At 69.7% G+C, this 15543-nt stretch carries 20 protein-coding genes; 7 read left to right on the top strand and 13 right to left on the bottom strand.

Annotation, left to right across the window (positions count from 1 at the left end):
• Nucleotide 1: 1 nt before the first annotated feature.
• Nucleotides 2-1162 (bottom strand): MFS transporter, encoded by a 1161-nt coding sequence (locus tag DMH03_RS09885; protein ID WP_125791730.1) that lies wholly within the window; start codon nt 1160-1162, stop codon nt 2-4.
• Nucleotides 1163-1239: 77 nt separating this feature from the next.
• Between DMH03_RS09885 and DMH03_RS09880 the strand changes: the two genes are divergently transcribed.
• Nucleotides 1240-1797 (top strand): helix-turn-helix domain-containing protein, encoded by a 558-nt coding sequence (locus DMH03_RS09880; RefSeq protein ID WP_125791729.1) that lies wholly within the window; start codon nt 1240-1242, stop codon nt 1795-1797.
• A 2-nt stretch (nt 1798-1799) separates the two neighbouring features.
• Here DMH03_RS09880 and DMH03_RS09875 read toward each other — a convergent pair whose 3' ends face one another.
• The 6 genes from DMH03_RS09875 to DMH03_RS09850 all read right to left on the bottom strand — a co-directional run bounded on the left by DMH03_RS09875 (nt 1800) and on the right by DMH03_RS09850 (nt 6354).
• Nucleotides 1800-2207, bottom strand: coding sequence for a VOC family protein (locus tag DMH03_RS09875; protein ID WP_125791728.1), 408 nt, complete (start codon nt 2205-2207; stop codon nt 1800-1802).
• Nucleotides 2208-2266: 59 nt separating this feature from the next.
• A complete protein-coding gene (locus DMH03_RS09870; protein WP_125791727.1) occupies nt 2267-2554 on the bottom strand; it encodes a DUF1905 domain-containing protein in 288 nt (95 codons plus the stop codon).
• Entirely contained in the window at nt 2547-3929 is a 1383-nt protein-coding gene (locus DMH03_RS09865) for an aminotransferase class V-fold PLP-dependent enzyme (protein ID WP_125791726.1), read from the bottom strand. Before DMH03_RS09865 ends, DMH03_RS09870 begins: the two co-directional genes overlap by 8 nt.
• 12 nt (nt 3930-3941) lie before the next feature.
• Nucleotides 3942-4400 (bottom strand): DUF6463 family protein, encoded by a 459-nt coding sequence (locus DMH03_RS09860; protein ID WP_125791725.1) that lies wholly within the window; start codon nt 4398-4400, stop codon nt 3942-3944.
• A gap of 80 nt (nt 4401-4480) precedes the next feature.
• A complete protein-coding gene (locus DMH03_RS09855; RefSeq protein ID WP_125791724.1) occupies nt 4481-5125 on the bottom strand; it encodes a response regulator transcription factor in 645 nt (214 codons plus the stop codon).
• Entirely contained in the window at nt 5122-6354 is a 1233-nt protein-coding gene (locus tag DMH03_RS09850; protein WP_158633071.1) for a sensor histidine kinase, read from the bottom strand. The genes DMH03_RS09855 and DMH03_RS09850 overlap by 4 nt, the downstream gene beginning before the upstream one ends.
• A gap of 157 nt (nt 6355-6511) precedes the next feature.
• Here DMH03_RS09850 and DMH03_RS09845 point away from each other — a divergent pair, with 157 nt between their 5' ends.
• The 3 genes from DMH03_RS09845 to mscL all read left to right on the top strand — a co-directional run bounded on the left by DMH03_RS09845 (nt 6512) and on the right by mscL (nt 8079).
• Nucleotides 6512-6823 (top strand): FmdB family zinc ribbon protein, encoded by a 312-nt coding sequence (locus tag DMH03_RS09845; protein WP_125791722.1) that lies wholly within the window; start codon nt 6512-6514, stop codon nt 6821-6823.
• Between the two features lie 116 nt (nt 6824-6939).
• Nucleotides 6940-7581, top strand: coding sequence for an SAF domain-containing protein (locus tag DMH03_RS09840; RefSeq protein WP_125791721.1), 642 nt, complete (start codon nt 6940-6942; stop codon nt 7579-7581).
• A gap of 93 nt (nt 7582-7674) precedes the next feature.
• Nucleotides 7675-8079 carry a large-conductance mechanosensitive channel protein MscL gene (mscL, locus tag DMH03_RS09835; protein ID WP_125791720.1) on the top strand — a complete coding sequence of 135 codons (405 nt, stop codon included), beginning with the start codon at nt 7675-7677 and terminating at the stop codon, nt 8077-8079.
• Nucleotides 8080-8085: 6 nt separating this feature from the next.
• Here mscL and DMH03_RS09830 read toward each other — a convergent pair whose 3' ends face one another.
• Nucleotides 8086-8274 (bottom strand): hypothetical protein, encoded by a 189-nt coding sequence (locus DMH03_RS09830; RefSeq protein ID WP_199748812.1) that lies wholly within the window; start codon nt 8272-8274, stop codon nt 8086-8088.
• A 55-nt stretch (nt 8275-8329) separates the two neighbouring features.
• Here DMH03_RS09830 and DMH03_RS09825 point away from each other — a divergent pair, with 55 nt between their 5' ends.
• The gene (locus DMH03_RS09825) at nt 8330-8608 is read left to right on the top strand and encodes a hypothetical protein (RefSeq protein WP_073846255.1); all 279 of its coding nucleotides are present in this window, start codon (nt 8330-8332) and stop codon (nt 8606-8608) included.
• On the opposite strand, the gene DMH03_RS09820 is transcribed toward DMH03_RS09825, so the two are convergent.
• Nucleotides 8605-9105 (bottom strand): molybdenum cofactor biosynthesis protein B, encoded by a 501-nt coding sequence (locus DMH03_RS09820; protein ID WP_005155592.1) that lies wholly within the window; start codon nt 9103-9105, stop codon nt 8605-8607. The genes DMH03_RS09825 and DMH03_RS09820 overlap by 4 nt on opposite strands.
• Before the next feature lie 128 nt (nt 9106-9233).
• Between DMH03_RS09820 and DMH03_RS09815 the strand changes: the two genes are divergently transcribed.
• Both DMH03_RS09815 and DMH03_RS09810 read left to right on the top strand, forming a co-directional pair.
• Nucleotides 9234-10295: an NAD-dependent epimerase/dehydratase family protein gene (locus DMH03_RS09815; protein ID WP_125791717.1), complete on the top strand. Its 1062-nt coding sequence runs from the start codon at nt 9234-9236 to the stop codon at nt 10293-10295.
• A 71-nt stretch (nt 10296-10366) separates the two neighbouring features.
• Complete coding sequence (locus DMH03_RS09810) at nt 10367-11170, top strand: MBL fold metallo-hydrolase (RefSeq protein WP_125791716.1); 804 nt, start codon at nt 10367-10369, stop codon at nt 11168-11170.
• 1 nt (nt 11171) lies between these two features.
• Here DMH03_RS09810 and DMH03_RS09805 read toward each other — a convergent pair whose 3' ends face one another.
• The 4 genes from DMH03_RS09805 to DMH03_RS09790 are packed head-to-tail and all read right to left on the bottom strand — an operon-like array spanning nt 11172 to nt 15500.
• Nucleotides 11172-12338, bottom strand: coding sequence for a serine hydrolase (locus DMH03_RS09805; RefSeq protein ID WP_125791715.1), 1167 nt, complete (start codon nt 12336-12338; stop codon nt 11172-11174).
• Between the two features lie 54 nt (nt 12339-12392).
• Nucleotides 12393-13442 carry a sensor histidine kinase KdpD gene (locus DMH03_RS09800; protein WP_125791714.1) on the bottom strand — a complete coding sequence of 350 codons (1050 nt, stop codon included), beginning with the start codon at nt 13440-13442 and terminating at the stop codon, nt 12393-12395.
• Nucleotides 13439-14137 (bottom strand): response regulator transcription factor, encoded by a 699-nt coding sequence (locus tag DMH03_RS09795; RefSeq protein ID WP_125791713.1) that lies wholly within the window; start codon nt 14135-14137, stop codon nt 13439-13441. Before DMH03_RS09795 ends, DMH03_RS09800 begins: the two co-directional genes overlap by 4 nt.
• Before the next feature lie 10 nt (nt 14138-14147).
• Complete coding sequence (locus tag DMH03_RS09790; RefSeq protein WP_125791712.1) at nt 14148-15500, bottom strand: hypothetical protein; 1353 nt, start codon at nt 15498-15500, stop codon at nt 14148-14150.
• Nucleotides 15501-15543: the final 43 nt, after the last annotated feature.

Here is a 15543-nt window from a genome sequence, read left to right as displayed (position 1 = left end):
GCTAGCAAGTGAGCATGCGGTCATGCGAGCGATCGCGAAGCACCAGCGGGATCGTGGCCAGCGCCAGTGCGGCGCCGATCCACGGGATGGCGGCCAGCGAAGCTCCCAGGTTCAGAGCCCCGGCGGCGAAGGCCGGAGTGAGGCTGATGCCCAGCTGGAAAGCCGAGACCGTGGTCGCGCCGGCGAGAGTCGGGGCGGAAGAGGCGATGGTGAACACCCGCCCGTAGAGCGCCGGGTTGAGCACGAAGGCCGCGACTCCCAGCAGGAACACCGTAGGTACGACAACCCAGGCGGAGGAGGCGAAGAGGGCGAGCAGCGCCGAGAAGACCGCGATGCCGACGGCGCCGCCGAGCAGGGCGTCGTGCGGGCGCTTGTCGGAGATCCGGCCGCCGAGAGACAGCCCGGCGAAGGCGCCGATCCCGAACAGCGCGAGGACCGCGGGGATCCAGACCGCAGGAAGGACGTCCGCCAGCATCGCCGCCAGGTAGTTGAAGGACACCATGTACGCGGCGGTGCTCAGGATCGTGATCGCGTAGATGCCCCACAGGCGTGGCGTCCGCATGGCGAGCAGTTCCCCCGCAAGGCTCGGTGCGGCGGACGCGGTGACGGGCAGGCCGACGGCGCACGCGACCACGCCCAGCACGGTGAGCAGCACGACGCCCCAAAAGCCACCGGTCCAGTCGGTGAGGTTGCTCAGCAGGGTGCCCGCCGGTCCCCCGGCCACCATGGCGACGCTGAGTCCGGCGACGACGACGCCGGAGGCGCGGGCGTTGCGGCCGGGAGTCACCAGGCTGATCGCCGTCACGGCCGCGACGGCGAAGAAGCCGGCGTAGGCGAGACCGGCGACGAACCTGGTGACCAGCAGGATCCAGTAGTCGTCGGCGAGCAGGCCGGTCGCGATGGCAGCGGCGAAGACGGCCTGCGTGGTCATCAATGCCGTTCTCCGCGGCCACTTCAGGCTCAGCACGGCGAACGGCGGGCCACCCAGCACGACGCCGAGGGCGAACGCGGTGATGAGCGCGCCCGCGGACGACAGGGAGACGCCGAGATCCGCGGCGGCCGAGGGCAGGACCCCGGCCATCAGGAACTCGGCGCTCCCCATCGCGAACAGGCTGAAAGCAAGGAGATAGACCCCGAGGGGGAGGCGCTTGGTCTCGATCATGGCGCCAGCATCGGCCGCTTCTGGCTGTTTCGGCAAAGAACTTTGCCGGAACCGGGACGACCTGGTGTGCTGGCGAAATGGAGAGCGACCCCACTGTCACCGCGGCGATCGAATCGATCGCGCCCCGGCTGCGCCGCGCCCGGGAGAAGAAGGGCACGACGCTGATGGAACTCAGCCGCGCCACCGGCATCTCCACCAGCACCCTGTCCCGGCTCGAATCCGGACAGCGCAAGCCGAGTCTCGAACTGCTGCTGCCGGTGATCGCCGCGCTGGGCCTGCGCGTCGACGAGATCGTCTCGTCACCAAGAGTGCTCGAACCGCCCTCCGACGGCCGTGTCCTCATCCCGCTCACGCGGCATGAGAACGGGCCCCGTGCCTACAAGATGACGATCCCGCCGGGCGACGACGAGCCCCGACCACGAACGCACGGCGGCCGCGAATGGCTTTACGTGCTGCGGGGAAGGCTCCGGCTCGTACTCGGCGACCAGGACGTCGTGCTCGGTCCCGGCGAGGCCGCCGAGTTCGACTGCCGGACGCCGCATTGGTTCGGCGCCACCGGCCGCGGGCGGGTCGAGGTGCTCAGCCTGTTCGGCGAACAGGGCGAACGGGTCCACGTCCGCGCCCGCACCCGGTGACATCAAACGCGCTGCTGGATACGGATCAAGTTCCCGGACGGGTCGCGGACTGCGCCGTCACGCAGGCCGTACGGCTGGTCGGTGGGTTCCTGGATGACCTCGGCGCCCGCCTCCTGGAGATTTTTGAAGAGACCGTCGAGGTCGTCGGAGGAGAACAGGATGCTCGCGTAGGTGCCCTTGGCCATCATCTCGCCGATGACACGACGCTCGTCCTCGGTGATACCCGGGTCGACGGCCGGCGGGTGCAGCACGATCGACACGGGCTGCCCCGGCGGGCCGACGGTGATCCAGCGCATGCCGTCGTAGCCGACGTCGTTGCGCACCTCGAAGCCGAGGGTGTCGCGGTAGAACGCCAGCGCGGCTTCGGGGTCGGTCTGCGGGAGGAAGCTCCCGTGAATGGCGATGTCCATGACGGTCACGCTAGGTGAGACCGGTTCGCCGCGCTTCTCGATTCCTGATCGGTCCTCGGCTAGGAGATCCGCTTGGTCAGATGCACGGTGACCCGGTCGCCGATCTCCTTCTGGATGATCTTCCGGAACGGCTTGCGCAGCGGCATCATGTGCACTCCGCCACCGATGGGCAGCATGCTCACCTCGTAGTCGTGGCCGTCCACGGTGCCGCTGACCTTGACGGCCTTGCCGGTACCGAAGAACTCCGAGGAGTCCGGCATGTTCACGCACGGCCAGCCGCTGTTCGAGTCGGGGATGACCTCGGCGGTGAACGTCACGTCGATCGCCTGCGGTGTCGTGTCAGCCATGCTTTTCACTCTTCCTTGCCGCTTGGATCGCGGCGACAGCGCGGTCGACGTCGGCTTCCGTGGTGCTCCAGTTGGACACGGAGATGCGCATCAGGCGCATCCCGTGCCAGGCGGTCGCGCCCATCCAGCACTCGCCGGAACGCTGGACGGCTTCGACGATCCTGTCCGTTTCGTCGCCGAAGCTGACGAGGACCTGGTTCAGCACCACGTCGTTCACGACGGTGATGCCTTCGCTCGCTTCGAGTTTCTCGGCGAACCTTCTGGCCAGCGCGCAGCATCGTTCGACCATCTCGGCGATCCCGGCGCGGCCCAGCTCGCTGAGCGCCGCCCACGTGGCGAACCCTCGTGCCCGGCGGGAGGACTCCGGCACGAAGTCGCTCGGCGCTCGCACCCCGCCGTCTCCCTGGCCGGTCAGGTACGCGGCGGTGAGCGCCATCGCGGCCCTGTGCGACTCGGGATGGGCGCAGAAGGCGTAACCGCTGTCGTAGGGGACGTTGAGCCACTTGTGCCCGTCGACCGCCCACGAGTCGGCCGTTTCCAATCCCGCGGTCAACTTCCTGAGCGAGGGAGCGGCGGCCGCCCAGAGCCCGAAAGCGCCGTCGACGTGCACCCAGGCTCCGTGCCGGTGGGCGATCTCCGTCGCGGCGGCGAAATCGTCGAAAGCGCCGGTGTTCACGTTCCCGGCCTGGAGGCAAACGATTGCGGGCCCGTCGAGCGCCTTCTCGAGATCGGCGACGTCGATGGCGCCTTGGCCGTCCGCGCGCACCGGCTTGACGACGTCGGTGCCCAAACCGAGCAAGCGGAGGGACCGGTCGATCGTCGCGTGCCGCTCTTCACTGGCGATGACCCGCAGCGGCGGCGCCCCGTGCAATCCACTGCGTTCGACGTCCCATCCGGCCCGCGCCAGCACGTGATGCCGGGCGGCGGCCAGGCAGACCGTGTTCGCGCCCTGCCCGCCGGTCACGAATCCGAACGAGGCACCGGACGGGAGGGCGAGAACGTCTTTGAGCCATTCGCCCGCCACTTCCTCGACGATCGCGGCGGCAGGCGACGTGACCTTGTTGAACGCGGGCTGGTCCCAACCGGTCGCCAGCATGTCGGCCGCCGTCGCCGCTTCGAGCGCTCCCCCGGTGACGAACCCGAAGTACCGCGGCCCGGTGTTCGCCACCAGCGCCGGCTCGACGGCGTCGGCCAGCCGCCGGATCACGTCGGCGGGCGGGACCGGATTCTCGGGCAGGTCGCCGAGCTTTTCCCGGACACCCGTCGTGTCGTGCGGGAAGACCGGGCCGTCGGCGACGCTTTCGCGGTAGCCCGCCACGCGGGCGGCGACGTCGGCCAGCAGACCGCGAAACTCTTCTTTGCCGCGGGGCTTCATTCGCTCATGCTTTCACGACCGCGGCCGTGAGGGATCCTTCTTGAACCAGGCACCGGCCAGGAACAGAGCGCCGATGAGCAGCAGGACGATCGTTCCGGCGTCGAAACCACCCAGCAGTCCGAGCAGGACCGCCCAGGCGACAACGCCACCACCCAGCCAACCGGGCACGCGTTCGCCGCGCCGGGTCGACCGGACCACGAAAGCGCCGAGCAGCAGCAACGGCACCCCGAAACTCCCCGGGCTGAGCCAGAACGCCTCGGCCATGGGGAGCCGGTCGGGCGAAGGGTCCAGCGTGACCGTGTTGAAGAAACCTTCGTCGAAGATCCGCGCCCAGACTTCCTGCCGCATCGTAGCGGCGACCACGGTGTGGAAGAGGCCACCGCCCAGGGCGAGAATCCCGCCCCAGGTGGCAGGGTCGCGCCACCGGACGCGGGTGGTGGTCGTTTCGGTCGTCTTGTCGATTGTCGTCATGCGCATCAGGCTGCTCGCCTGCGCGACCGGAATCCTCGGCCTGAGGTCGCCGGCACCTCCACCGAAATGATGAGATCGGCTCAGCCCGGACGCACGAGTCCGTTCTCGTACGCGAAGATCACCGCCTGCACCCGGTCACGGACCCCGAGCTTCGCGAGGACGTGACCGACGTGCGTTTTCACCGTGGCTTCGGAGAGGAAGAGCCGCTTCGCGGTCTCGGCGTTGGAGTACCCCTGCGCGATCTCCAGCAACACGTCGCGTTCGCGCCCGGTGAGCCGGTTCAGCAACGGAGAAGTCTCACGTGCGACCGCGAGCTGGTCCAGCATGCGACGGGTCGTGGAGCGCGCGATCACGGCATCGCCGGCATGGACGGCGCGGATGGCGTGCAGCACTTCGTCGGCCGACGCGTCCTTGAGCAGGAACCCGCTCGCACCGGCGCGCAGGCCGGCGATGGCGTACTCGTCGAGGTCGAACGTCGTCAGCAGGATCACTTTGGGCGCGTTCTCGCGGGCAGCGACCACTCCGGTGGCCTCTACTCCGTCCATACGCGGCATCTGGACGTCCATCAGTACGACGTCGACCCGTGTCTCGGCGAGCTTCGCGACCGCCTCGACCCCGTCTGCGGCCTGGACGACGATCCGGATGTCGTCGGTCGCGTCGACGACCATGGCCAAGCCGGTCCGGACCAGTTCCTGGTCGTCGACCAGTGCGACGTCGATCGTCATCTCGAAGCTCCTTGTTCGCCGACGCGGAACTCCGCGCGCACCCTGAAACCGCCGTCGACGGGACCGGCCTCGAACGTACCGCCCGCGGCTCGCACGCGTTCCCGGACACCGTTCAGGCCGGCGCCCGTGCCGGGGAGAGACGGCCGCTCGCCGGCACCGGCGCCGTCGTCCTCCACGACGAACACCGACGCGCTCGGGGTGTGCGTGATCGTGACCGTGACAACCGTATGCGGGCCCGCGTGTTTGACGCTGTTGGTCAAGCCTTCCTGGACGAGCCGGAACGCCGCCATGGCCGCGCTCGCCGTCAGCACGTCGAGCCCGCCCTGGTCGGTCAGCCGGACATCGACGCCCGTCGCGCGGACACGCTCCACCAAGGCCGGGATTCCGGCGAGCGAAGGCCGCGACTCGGTCTCCCGCAACACCCGCAACGTGTTCCGCATGTCGGCCAGCGCCTCGCGGGCGGTCCCGGCGATGACGGAAAGCGCCTGTGCCGCGCGATCCGGCGACTTGGAGGCGATGGCGGAGCCGCCTTCGGCCTGGCGCACGATGACCGCCAGTGAATGGGCGACGATGTCGTGCATGTCGCGGGCGATGCGCTGACGTTCGCCGGCCGCGGCACGCTCGGCGGTTTCCGCGGCCTCGTCGGCGAGGCGTCGCCGCCGGTCGAACCGGAAACGGCCGACGGCCCAGGTGCCAGCCACCGCCGCGACCAGCGCGAGAACGGCCAGCAGCAGCGTGAGCCACCCCGTGGGGAGCGCGCCGTAGGCCGTCGCCGTCCGAGCCGTGCACAGCAACGCTCCGAGCACGCTGATCCCGAGGGCGAGCAGGCTTTCGCGCAGCGGCCGTCGCGCGGCGACGGCGTACAGAAGCACCAGGTACGCCGCCGACGTCGGGAGGAAGAACAGCGGGATCTCCATGCTGTCGCTCGCACTCACCAGCCCCAGTGGCGCGGGCCGGACCACCGTGTTCGGCAGCGCGACGGTCACCGCCATCGCGAGTCCGGCGGAGATGAACGCGGCTCGAGTGGCGATCCTCCGCAGCGCGACGGCGGCGAGCACCGTGAACCCGCAGAGGCCCGCCACCCACAGCGCCCAGGCCGGGGAGTCGGCCACCAGGAGGATCTCGAGCGAAGGCGGTCCCAGCAGTGCCGCGATGGTCACGGCGATAAGGGCGTCCAGAACCGTCGGGTGTGTCCGCGTCCACCGGTCCACGCGGTCGGTCCACGTCACGGCCATGATCGTAGACACCGTTCACCGCGCGGTACAGATCGCTGACCAGGCGGGGATGTGACGTTGGGAAACCTTGTTTGACCTGCGCCGGAATGCCCCGGTACCGTGTTGTGTTAGCACTCTTGTCGGCTGAGTGCCAGTGCACGAAGGAGCAGCAGTGCCCACCTACCAATACGCCTGCAAGGAATGCGACCACGCTTTCGAGGCCGTGCAGTCGTTCTCCGACGCGAGCTTGACCGTGTGCCCGCAGTGCTCGGGGCCGCTTCGCAAGGTCTTCAGCTCGGTCGGTGTGGTCTTCAAGGGCAGCGGTTTCTACCGCAATGATTCACGCGACTCGAAGGCCAACACGACCACGGCCCCGGCCAAGACCGAGACCAAGTCGGAGCCGAAGACCGAGTCGAAGTCGGAGACCAAGAGCGCGGCATCCTCCTCCACGGGTACGACGAAAACGGCCGCCGCCGCTTCCTGACCTCCCGAGTTGTCCACAGGCCCCCGGTTATCCACAGCCGGGGGTTTTCGTTCTTTCCAGGGCACCGCACCGGCCCCTAGCGTCGAGATCATCACCGATCGACGAGGGGGAATCCCGTGCTCCACCATCTGCCTGTCCTGCGAAGACTCCACGGCAGGCCCGCGCGGCTGCTCCGCCGCTGGCTCGCCCTGTCCCTGCTGCTCAGCGGCCTGGTCACGCTGTTCCTGCCCGCTTCCGCCCGCGGGACGCCCGGCACCGCGACCGTGGTTTCCGCGCGTGACCTCCCGGCCGGGACGGTGCTGCGCGCCGGGGACCTCAAGCTCGTCGACCTCCCGGACGACGTCCGTCCACAGGGCGCCCTTGGCCGGTCCGACTCGGCGGAGGGGCGGATGATCATCGGTGCGGCACGGGCGGGTGAGCCGCTGACGGACGTCCGCCTGGTGGACGCGGCCATCCCCGGATCGGGTGATCCCGAGAGTTCGACTGTCCCGGTGAGGCTCGCCGACGCCGGGGTCGCGGAACTGCTCAGGCCGGGTCAGCGGGTCGACGTCGTCGCGGCCGCCGAAGCCGGGCGGGAGGCGTCTGTGCTGGCCAGCATGGCTGTCGTGGCGGCGGTCGGCGAGCAGGGCGACCATGATCCGAAGACCTCCGGTGCCGGGAGCAAGGGACCTTTGGTGCTGCTTTCCCTGCCCGCCGCGATCGCGACACGGGTCGCGGCCACTTCGCTGGAACGGTCCATAGCGGTTACCCTCCGCTAGCTCGCGCCCTGCCCTGTGGAGGCGGGCGCCTGCGTCCCCCCGGTATGGAGAAGGGACGGTCGGCGAACCGTCCCAGGTGAAGAGGAGAGCGTCTTGATCAAGGGTTTCAAGGACTTCCTGATGCGCGGGAACGTCGTCGACCTGGCGGTCGCGGTGGTCATCGGCGCCGCGTTCACAGCGATCGTCACGGCCTTCACGAACGGCCTGATCAAACCGCTGATCAACGCCATCGGCGGTTCGGACGCCGCCAAGGGGCTGGGGTTCAACATCCTCAGCGCGAACGACTCGACGTTCATGGACTTCGGCGGCGTGATCAACGCGGCGATCAACTTCGTGATCGTGGCCGCCGTCGTCTACTTCGTGATCGTGCTGCCGGTCAAGCACGTCCAGGAGCGGCGCAAGCGCGGTGAAGAGGCGGGCCCTTCGGAGCCGACCGACGTCGAACTGCTCACCGAGATCCGCGACCTGCTGCGCGCGCAGCAGAACCGCGCGAGCTGATCCGGATCACCGGTCGTGATGAGGCGGCCGGTTCTCCAGGAACCACGAGTCGGAGTCCGGGGAACGCTGCCCCGGCTCTCGCTCGTCGGAGGTCGTGTCCGGCAGGACGTCGCCGAAGATCTCGTCGACCCGGCGCTGTTTCTCCGCGCGAGAGGCCGCCGCGGCGGGGCGCTTGTCTTCGTCTTCACCTGGCATGACGTCCATTTTCGCACCGGTCGCGGGGTACGCCGCCCGGTGGGACCATCAGCGCATGAGCATTGTCGACAAAGCGAAGGGGCTGGCCGCGCAGGCCATCCACAAAGCGGAAGAGGTCGCGGGCGAAGTCCGCGAGAAGGCCGGGCCGCTGGCCGAGAAGGCCGGCGACGTCGCGGCCAAGGGTGTCTCGGCGGCGTCGGCCGGGGCGAACAAGGTCACCGGCGGCCGGTTCGAGGACAAGATCGGCCACGTCACCGAGAAGGTGGAAGGGGTGTTGCACCAGGACAAAAAGGGCGAGCCCGGGACAGAGCCCGGACCCGCTCCCAAGAACTAGGCCTCTTCGAGACCGGACAGCTCGTCGATCACGTACGGCACCAGCGACGAGAGCGTCGCCATGCCGTCGCGGACGGCCGCGCGTGAACCGGCCAGGTTGACCACCAGCGTGCTGCCGGAGACGCCGACGAGCCCGCGGGAGATGCCCGCGTCCACCGCGCCGGCGGCGAGACCGGAGGCGCGCAGTGCCTCACCGATGCCCGGGATCGGGCGGTCGAGCACACCGGCCGTCGCGTCCGGCGTGCGGTCGCGCGGGGAGACCCCGGTGCCGCCGACGGTGATCACCAGGTCGGCGCCGCCGATCACCGCGGTGTTGAGCGCGTTGCGGATCGCGGCCGTCTCGGCCTCGACCACCACGACACCGTCGACGATGAACCCGGCCTCTTCGAGCAGCTCTGTGACCAGCGGTCCCGTGTTGTCCTCGTGTTCGCCGTGGGCGACCCTGTCGTCCACGATGACCACCAGTGCGCGGCCCAGCCGTTGTGCGCTCCGTTCCATAGGCACACCGTATCCGGTTTCGGCTGATCTTCGCTCCCGTGGTGCCGCGGGCCACGACTTGTGACGATTCCCTGACGTGAGCCGGAGATCCGGCGCCGCCGTCGCGGATCGCCCCTAGCGTCGGGAAGGTGCGAACACTGGTAACCGGCGGGGCCGGATTCATCGGCTCCCACATCGCCGATCTGCTGTCCGATCAAGGTCACGAGGTCGTCGTCCTCGACACCCTCCTGCGCACCGCCCACGGTTCTTCGCGTCCGCCCGGGTACACCGGCCGCCACCGGTTCCTGCGTGGCGACGTCACCGACGCGGCGCTGGTCGCCGAGTCGCTGGACGGTGTCGAGGCGGTCTGTCACCAGGCTGCCGTCGTCGGGCACGGCGTCGATCCGTCCGACGCGCCGTCGTACGCGCTGAACAACGACTACGGGACGGCCGTGCTGCTGGCCGGGATGCACCGGGCCGGGGTCCGGAAACTGGTGCTCGCCTCGTCGATGGTTGTCTACGGCGAAGGCCGGTACGAATGCGCCAGCCACGGGATCGTCCCGCCGTCGCCGCGGAAACAGTCCGATGTGGACGCCGGACGCTTCGAGCCCACGTGCGCGACGTGCGGCGCGGAACTCGAGTGGCGGCTCGTCCCTGAGGACGCGCCACTTCGGCCGCGAAGCACCTACGCGGCCACCAAGCTCGCGCAGGAACATCTGGCGGCGGCGTGGGCCCGGCAAACCGGCGGGACGGTCTGGGCGATGCGCTATCACAACGTCTACGGGCCCCGGATGCCGCAGAACACCCCGTACGCGGGCGTCGCGTCGCTGTTCCGGTCCTCCCTCTTACGCGGCGAGGCGCCGATCGTGCTGGAGGACGGCGCGCAGCAGCGCGACTTCGTGCACGTCCACGACGTGGCCAGGGCGAACGTCCTGGCGCTACGCACCGACGGCCCCGAAGGTGACCTGACGCCGCTGAACATCTGTTCCGGGCAACCGCACTCCGTCGGCGAACTCGCCGAAGAACTCGCGAAGGCCTGCGACGGACCGGCTCCGAAGGTCGCCGGCGGCGCCCGTCCCGCCGACGTCCGGCACGTCGTCGCCGATCCCGCCCGCGCCGAACGGCTGCTCGGCTTCACCGCGCGAACCGGTTTCGCCGAAGGCATCGCCGGTTTCGCCACCGCTGAGCTGCGGGAACCGGTCGGTCTCTGAAACCGGGAACAGACCCGGCCCCCACCGGGTTGTCGTTCCCGGCAACGGAAATCGACTTTTTGGGGGTTTTGGTGGGCATCACCGTCGGAGACATCGAGATCGAAGCGCTCGGGGACGGCCTGATCAGGTTGCCGCTCGCGTTCTTCCCGGGTCTCGACCCCGAAGCCCACCCGGATGTCTTCGACGAGGACGGCACCGTGCACGTGCCGACCGGCGCGTACCTGATCCGCGGCAACGGCCGCACGATCCTCGTCGACACCGGCCTCGGCCCGCGCGAATTCGCGTTCCCGCCGGGGATGACGCCCGCCAAGGGCGACCCCACCCCGCCGATGGGCACAGGCGGCGACCTCGCGGCCGCGCTGGACAAGGCGGGCTGCCCCATCGACGAGATCGACACCGTCTTCCTCACCCACCTGCACAACGACCACATCGGCTGGATCGCCCCCGAGGGCGACCTGACCTTCCCTGGTGCTCAGGTCGTCTTCGGGCAACTGGACTGGGACGCCCTCATCGCGCCCGCCGGGACGGCCGAATGGAGCCGTGTCGGCATGGAGACCGCCCGCGCCGCGGGGCTGACCGAGGCGATCAGCGGCGACGACGTCGAGATCGCGCCCGGGATCGTGGCGCGGCATGCCCCCGGTCACACGCCCGGCCACTACGTCCTCGACATCACCGCGGACGACGAGCGCCTGCTGTTGCTCGGCGACGTCCTGCACACGCCCGCCCAGCTGACGGACACGCGGGTGAGCTTCCTCGGCGACGTCGACCCGGATCTCGCGCTCCGCACGCGGCAGCGTTTCCTCGCCGAAGCGGAAGAGACCGGCGCGATCATCGCGCCGGCCCACTTCCCGGACATGGGTTTCCTGCGACTCTGACCTACTTGCCGCAGAGCACCTTGTCGGTGAGCAGCTGATCCGCCTTGTAGTAGGCCTGCCCCAGGTCGGCCGCGGAGTCCCCGTAAGTCATGGACAGTTCGAAGGTCCTGCTGCCGTCCGGGGTGCCGGCCATCAGCGTCCCGTAGCCGTGGAACCCGCCCATCCCCTTGAGGACGGTGCCGCAGCTCGCTTCCTGGACGTACAAGCCGAGGCCGTAGCCGCCCTTGGGGTGCGGTTTGCGCATCTCGGCGAGCAGCGGGGCGGGCAGCAGCTTTCCGCCCAGCAGCGCGGAAAAGAACGTGTGGAGGTCCTTGGTGGTCGAGATCAGTTCACCGGCGCTGGACGCCCATGAGGGGTTCTGGTTCGTGATGTCGACCGTCTTCCACTGCCCGGGCTTCTCCTCGTAGCGGTAGTAGCCGTGCGCGTGCGGCCCGGGGATCCCCGGCCACGTGCCAGGTACGACGGTGTCCCGCAGTCCGAGCGGCCGCAGGATCCGGCGCTGGAGCTCGTCGCCGTAGGGGCGGCCGGCGACCTTCTCGATCACCAGCCCGGCCAGGACGTAGTTGATGTTCGTGTAGGTCCAGTCCGTTCCCGGCTCGAACAGCGGCGTCTTGGACAGCCCGAACCGCACCAGCTCCTCCGGCCGGTACGTGTGGTAGCGGTTGTCCAGGAATTCCTTGCCCACCAAGGGGATTCCCGGTACGACGGTGCCGTCCGGCCGGATCGCGCCGGTGTAGTCCACCAGACCGCTGGTGTGCTGCAACAGCATCCGCACCGTGATCCGCCGGTCGAAGGCGAACTCGGGCAGGTAGCCTGCCACCGGCGCGTCCAGGCCCACCTTGCCCTCCCCCACCAGCTGCAGGACGACGGTGGACACGAAGGTCTTGGTGTTGCTGCCGATCCGGAACCGCCCGTTCGTCGGCGGCTTGGCGGCCGAGCCCAGCTCGCGCACCCCCGCGCTGCCGGTCCAGTCACCTCGCGCGTCGTGCACCCGTAGCTGCGCCCCGGCGAAACCGGAGGCGGCGATCTCCTGGACCATCGCCCGCAGATCCGGGCGATCCCGTCCGCTGTCCGCGGCGGCCGCTCCCGGGATGGCCCCGGCCAGTAGCGCGGCCGCCACCGCGGTGATCCCCGCCCGCCGGAAGAATGTGCTCGCTGAAGTCGTCATGGCGGCAACGATCGCCGTCCGCGCTGACACCGCGGTGACACGCCGCTGACACGGTCAGGGCATGGACAGCGGCAGCCGGACTTCGAACCGGCAGCCGGGACCGTGGTTGCGGACGCCGATGCGGCCGCGATGGGCTTCGACGAGGCCTTTCGCGATCGCCAGCCCGAGTCCGCCGCCGCTCGCCAGCCCGCCGCGTTCGGGGGTGCGCGCCGTCGTCCCGCGGAACGCGACGTCGAAGACCCGGCCGATCTCGTCGTCGGGGATCCCGCCGCAACCGTCGGAGACCGCCAGCAGCGCCTCGCCGCCTTCGATGCCGATCTGGACCGCGACCGTTCCGTCCGGCGGGGTGTGCCGCACTGCGTTGGACACCAGGTTGCGCACGATCCGCGCCAGTTCCGGGTCGCTGCCGGAGACGACCGGCCACACGTCGGCGTACTCGATCATCCGCACGCGTTTCTGCTCGGCGAGCGGCACCTGCGCGGCGACGGCGTCGCTCACGACGTCGCGCAGCGGCACGGCTGCCATGGTCAGCTGCAGCGCTCCCGCGGTGATCCGCGACAGTTCGAACAGGTCGCCGACCATGCCGGACAGCCGCGTGGTCTCGCCGCTGATCCGCCGCGCGTAGCCGGTGATCTCGACCGGTTCGGCGACGACGCCGTCCGCGACCGCCTCGGCCATCGCCTGGATCCCGGCCAGCGGGCTCCGCAGATCGTGGCTGATCCACGCGACCAGTTCACGACGCGACGCCTCGGCCGCGCGCTCCCGTTCCCGCGCTTCCCGTTCCCAGACACTGCGGCGCGCGATCGCGCGGCCGAGCACGAGCGCCGCGGGCACGGTCACCAGCGCGACCAGCAGGCAGACCAGTGTCATCGTGGTCAGCGCGGGGGTGAACATGAACCCGCTGATCCCGAGCACCGCGATCAGCGTCGCCAGTACCGGGATCAGCACGAGGATCGTCATCGTGCTGGCCAGCGAACCGCGTCTGAGCAGGTACAGCGCCAAAACGCCGAGCAGCACCACCGGCACCGCGAACATCAGCGCGAACGGCAGGATATGCCAGGCGTGCGCCAGCATCTCGCCGAACGACTCCCCGGAGCCGATCATCGCCGCACCGGGTCGTACCGGTAGCCGACGCCCCATACGGTGGCGACGCGGACGGGTTTCGCGGGATTCTTCTCGATCTTCTCGCGCAACCGTCTCACGTGGACGGTCACTGTGGACTGATCGCCGAAGTCCCAGCCCCAGACCTTCTCCAGGAGATCGGCGCGGGAGAACGCCACACCGGGATGGGTGAGGAAGAACGCGAGAAGGTCGAACTCCCGGCTCGTCAAAGGGAGTTCCACGCCACCGATGGCCGCCTGCCGGGCGCTCATCTGCAACGCGAGGTCGCCGTCGGTGATCACGCGTGCCGCCGACTCGGGCCTCGGCATCCGCGCCCGCCGCAGGACCGACGCCACACGCAACGCGAGTTCCTTGGGGCTGAACGGTTTCGTGACGTAGTCGTCGGCGCCGAGCTGGAGCCCGGCGATCCGGTTCTCCTCCTCGCCGAGCGCGGTCAGCATCACGACGGGCACCTGGCTCACCTGTCGCAGGCGGCGGCACACCTCGAGTCCGTTGAGGCCGGGCATCATGACGTCGAGGACCACGAGATCGGGCCCGGTCGCGGAGAACAGCCGCAACCCCTCGGTGCCGTCACCGGCGACGTCGACATCGAAGCCCGCGACCTCCAGGTACCGCCGGACGACGTCCCGCACGGTCTCGTCGTCGTCGACGACGAGCACCCGCCCTTGCTCTGTCATGCAGCCCACCTCACCAGCTCGTCAGCACCAGATGGTTCACCACCAGCGCCGTCGCCGCGAACGAGGCGAGCCACCACCGCCGTCCCTTCGGCGGCAGCAGCGCCACCGCGGGCAGCAGCCACACCTCGAACGGTAGCCAGATGCGTTCGACCTCCGCCTTCGACAGGCCGGACAGGTCGGCGAAAGCGATCGTGAGCACCGCGGCCAGCACGATCAGGGTGACCGGCTCGCGGAACGACCGTTTCGGCTCGGCGAGGAACTCCGCGCCCGCGCGCCGTGTCCCGGCGATCACGGCCGGGCCGATCGCGATCAGCACGGCCGCGATGTCCGCCCACACCCAGTAGGAGTACGGGCGCAGTGTCGCGATCCCCTGGTAGTAGCGCTCGACGACCAGGTGATAGCCGTCGAGCCACCAGAATCCGGCCAGCGCGAACGCCACGACGACCACGGCCACGCCTGCCGTGGCGAGCAGCAGGATCCGCCACTGGCGGGTCAGCACGACGACAGCGAGCACGATCACGCCCAGCAGCACGAGGCCGTAGGAGAGAAAGAGGCCGAACCCGAGCAGCAAACCGCCGGGGAGCGCGAGGATCCGCCGCCGTGTGGCGAGCGCCAGCAGCGCGATGCCGGTCGCGGTGACACCCGCGAAGAGACCGTCTGCGGACACGCCGATCCAGATCGCGCCCGGGGTCAGGACGGCGAACGGCAGGACCGTTCTCGCGGCGTCCTGCCTGCCCAGCGCGGAGAGCGTCACCGGCACGGCGACCACGGCCAGGCAGCCGATCAGCACGACCAGCGTCGACGCCCAGGCCCCGCCGTGCAGGCCCAGCCGGTCGAGCCAGACGAAGACCAGCGTCGCGCCCGGCGGATGTCCGGAGACGTGCGTCGTCCAGGAATCCGGCTGGAAATCGAGGATGCGCGAGGAGAACTCGTTCAGCATCTTCGGGATGTCGGTGATCCCGGGAACCTCGTGCAGGTACTCGTGTTCCGTGGTGAGCCTGCCGGTGAACCCCCGCGCCCAGCCGTCGATCATCGCCAGCGAGAACGTCCAGAGCAGCGCGGTCACGTAACCGAGCGCGAGCAGCGGACGCCAGCGCAGCCGCGCGGAGAGCAAGGGACCTTTGGTGACGACCAGGAGCGCGAGCACGACCGCGGCCACCGAACCCGGCCCCACATGCGGCAGCCACAGCCCGAACAGCGGCGGCGCGAAGGCGTAGATCACCACCCCGGAACCGGGACGGTTGTAGTGGAGGCCGACCGCGATCGCGGCGGCGACCACGAGCATCGCCAGCCCGACGGCGATCAGATCGGCCCGGGGGGCGGTGCGGGAAGGGGCGGTGACTGTGGACATCACCGGCACCATAACCGCGTTTTCGGCCTCCGACGGGCCGGTGACGCAGTCCGTC

The organism is Amycolatopsis sp. WAC 01376 (assembly GCF_003947415.1).
Classification (GTDB): Bacteria; Actinomycetota; Actinomycetes; order Mycobacteriales; family Pseudonocardiaceae; genus Amycolatopsis.
Note: the sequence above shows the minus strand (reverse complement) of the source record. Positions and strands in the feature narration are given on the sequence as shown.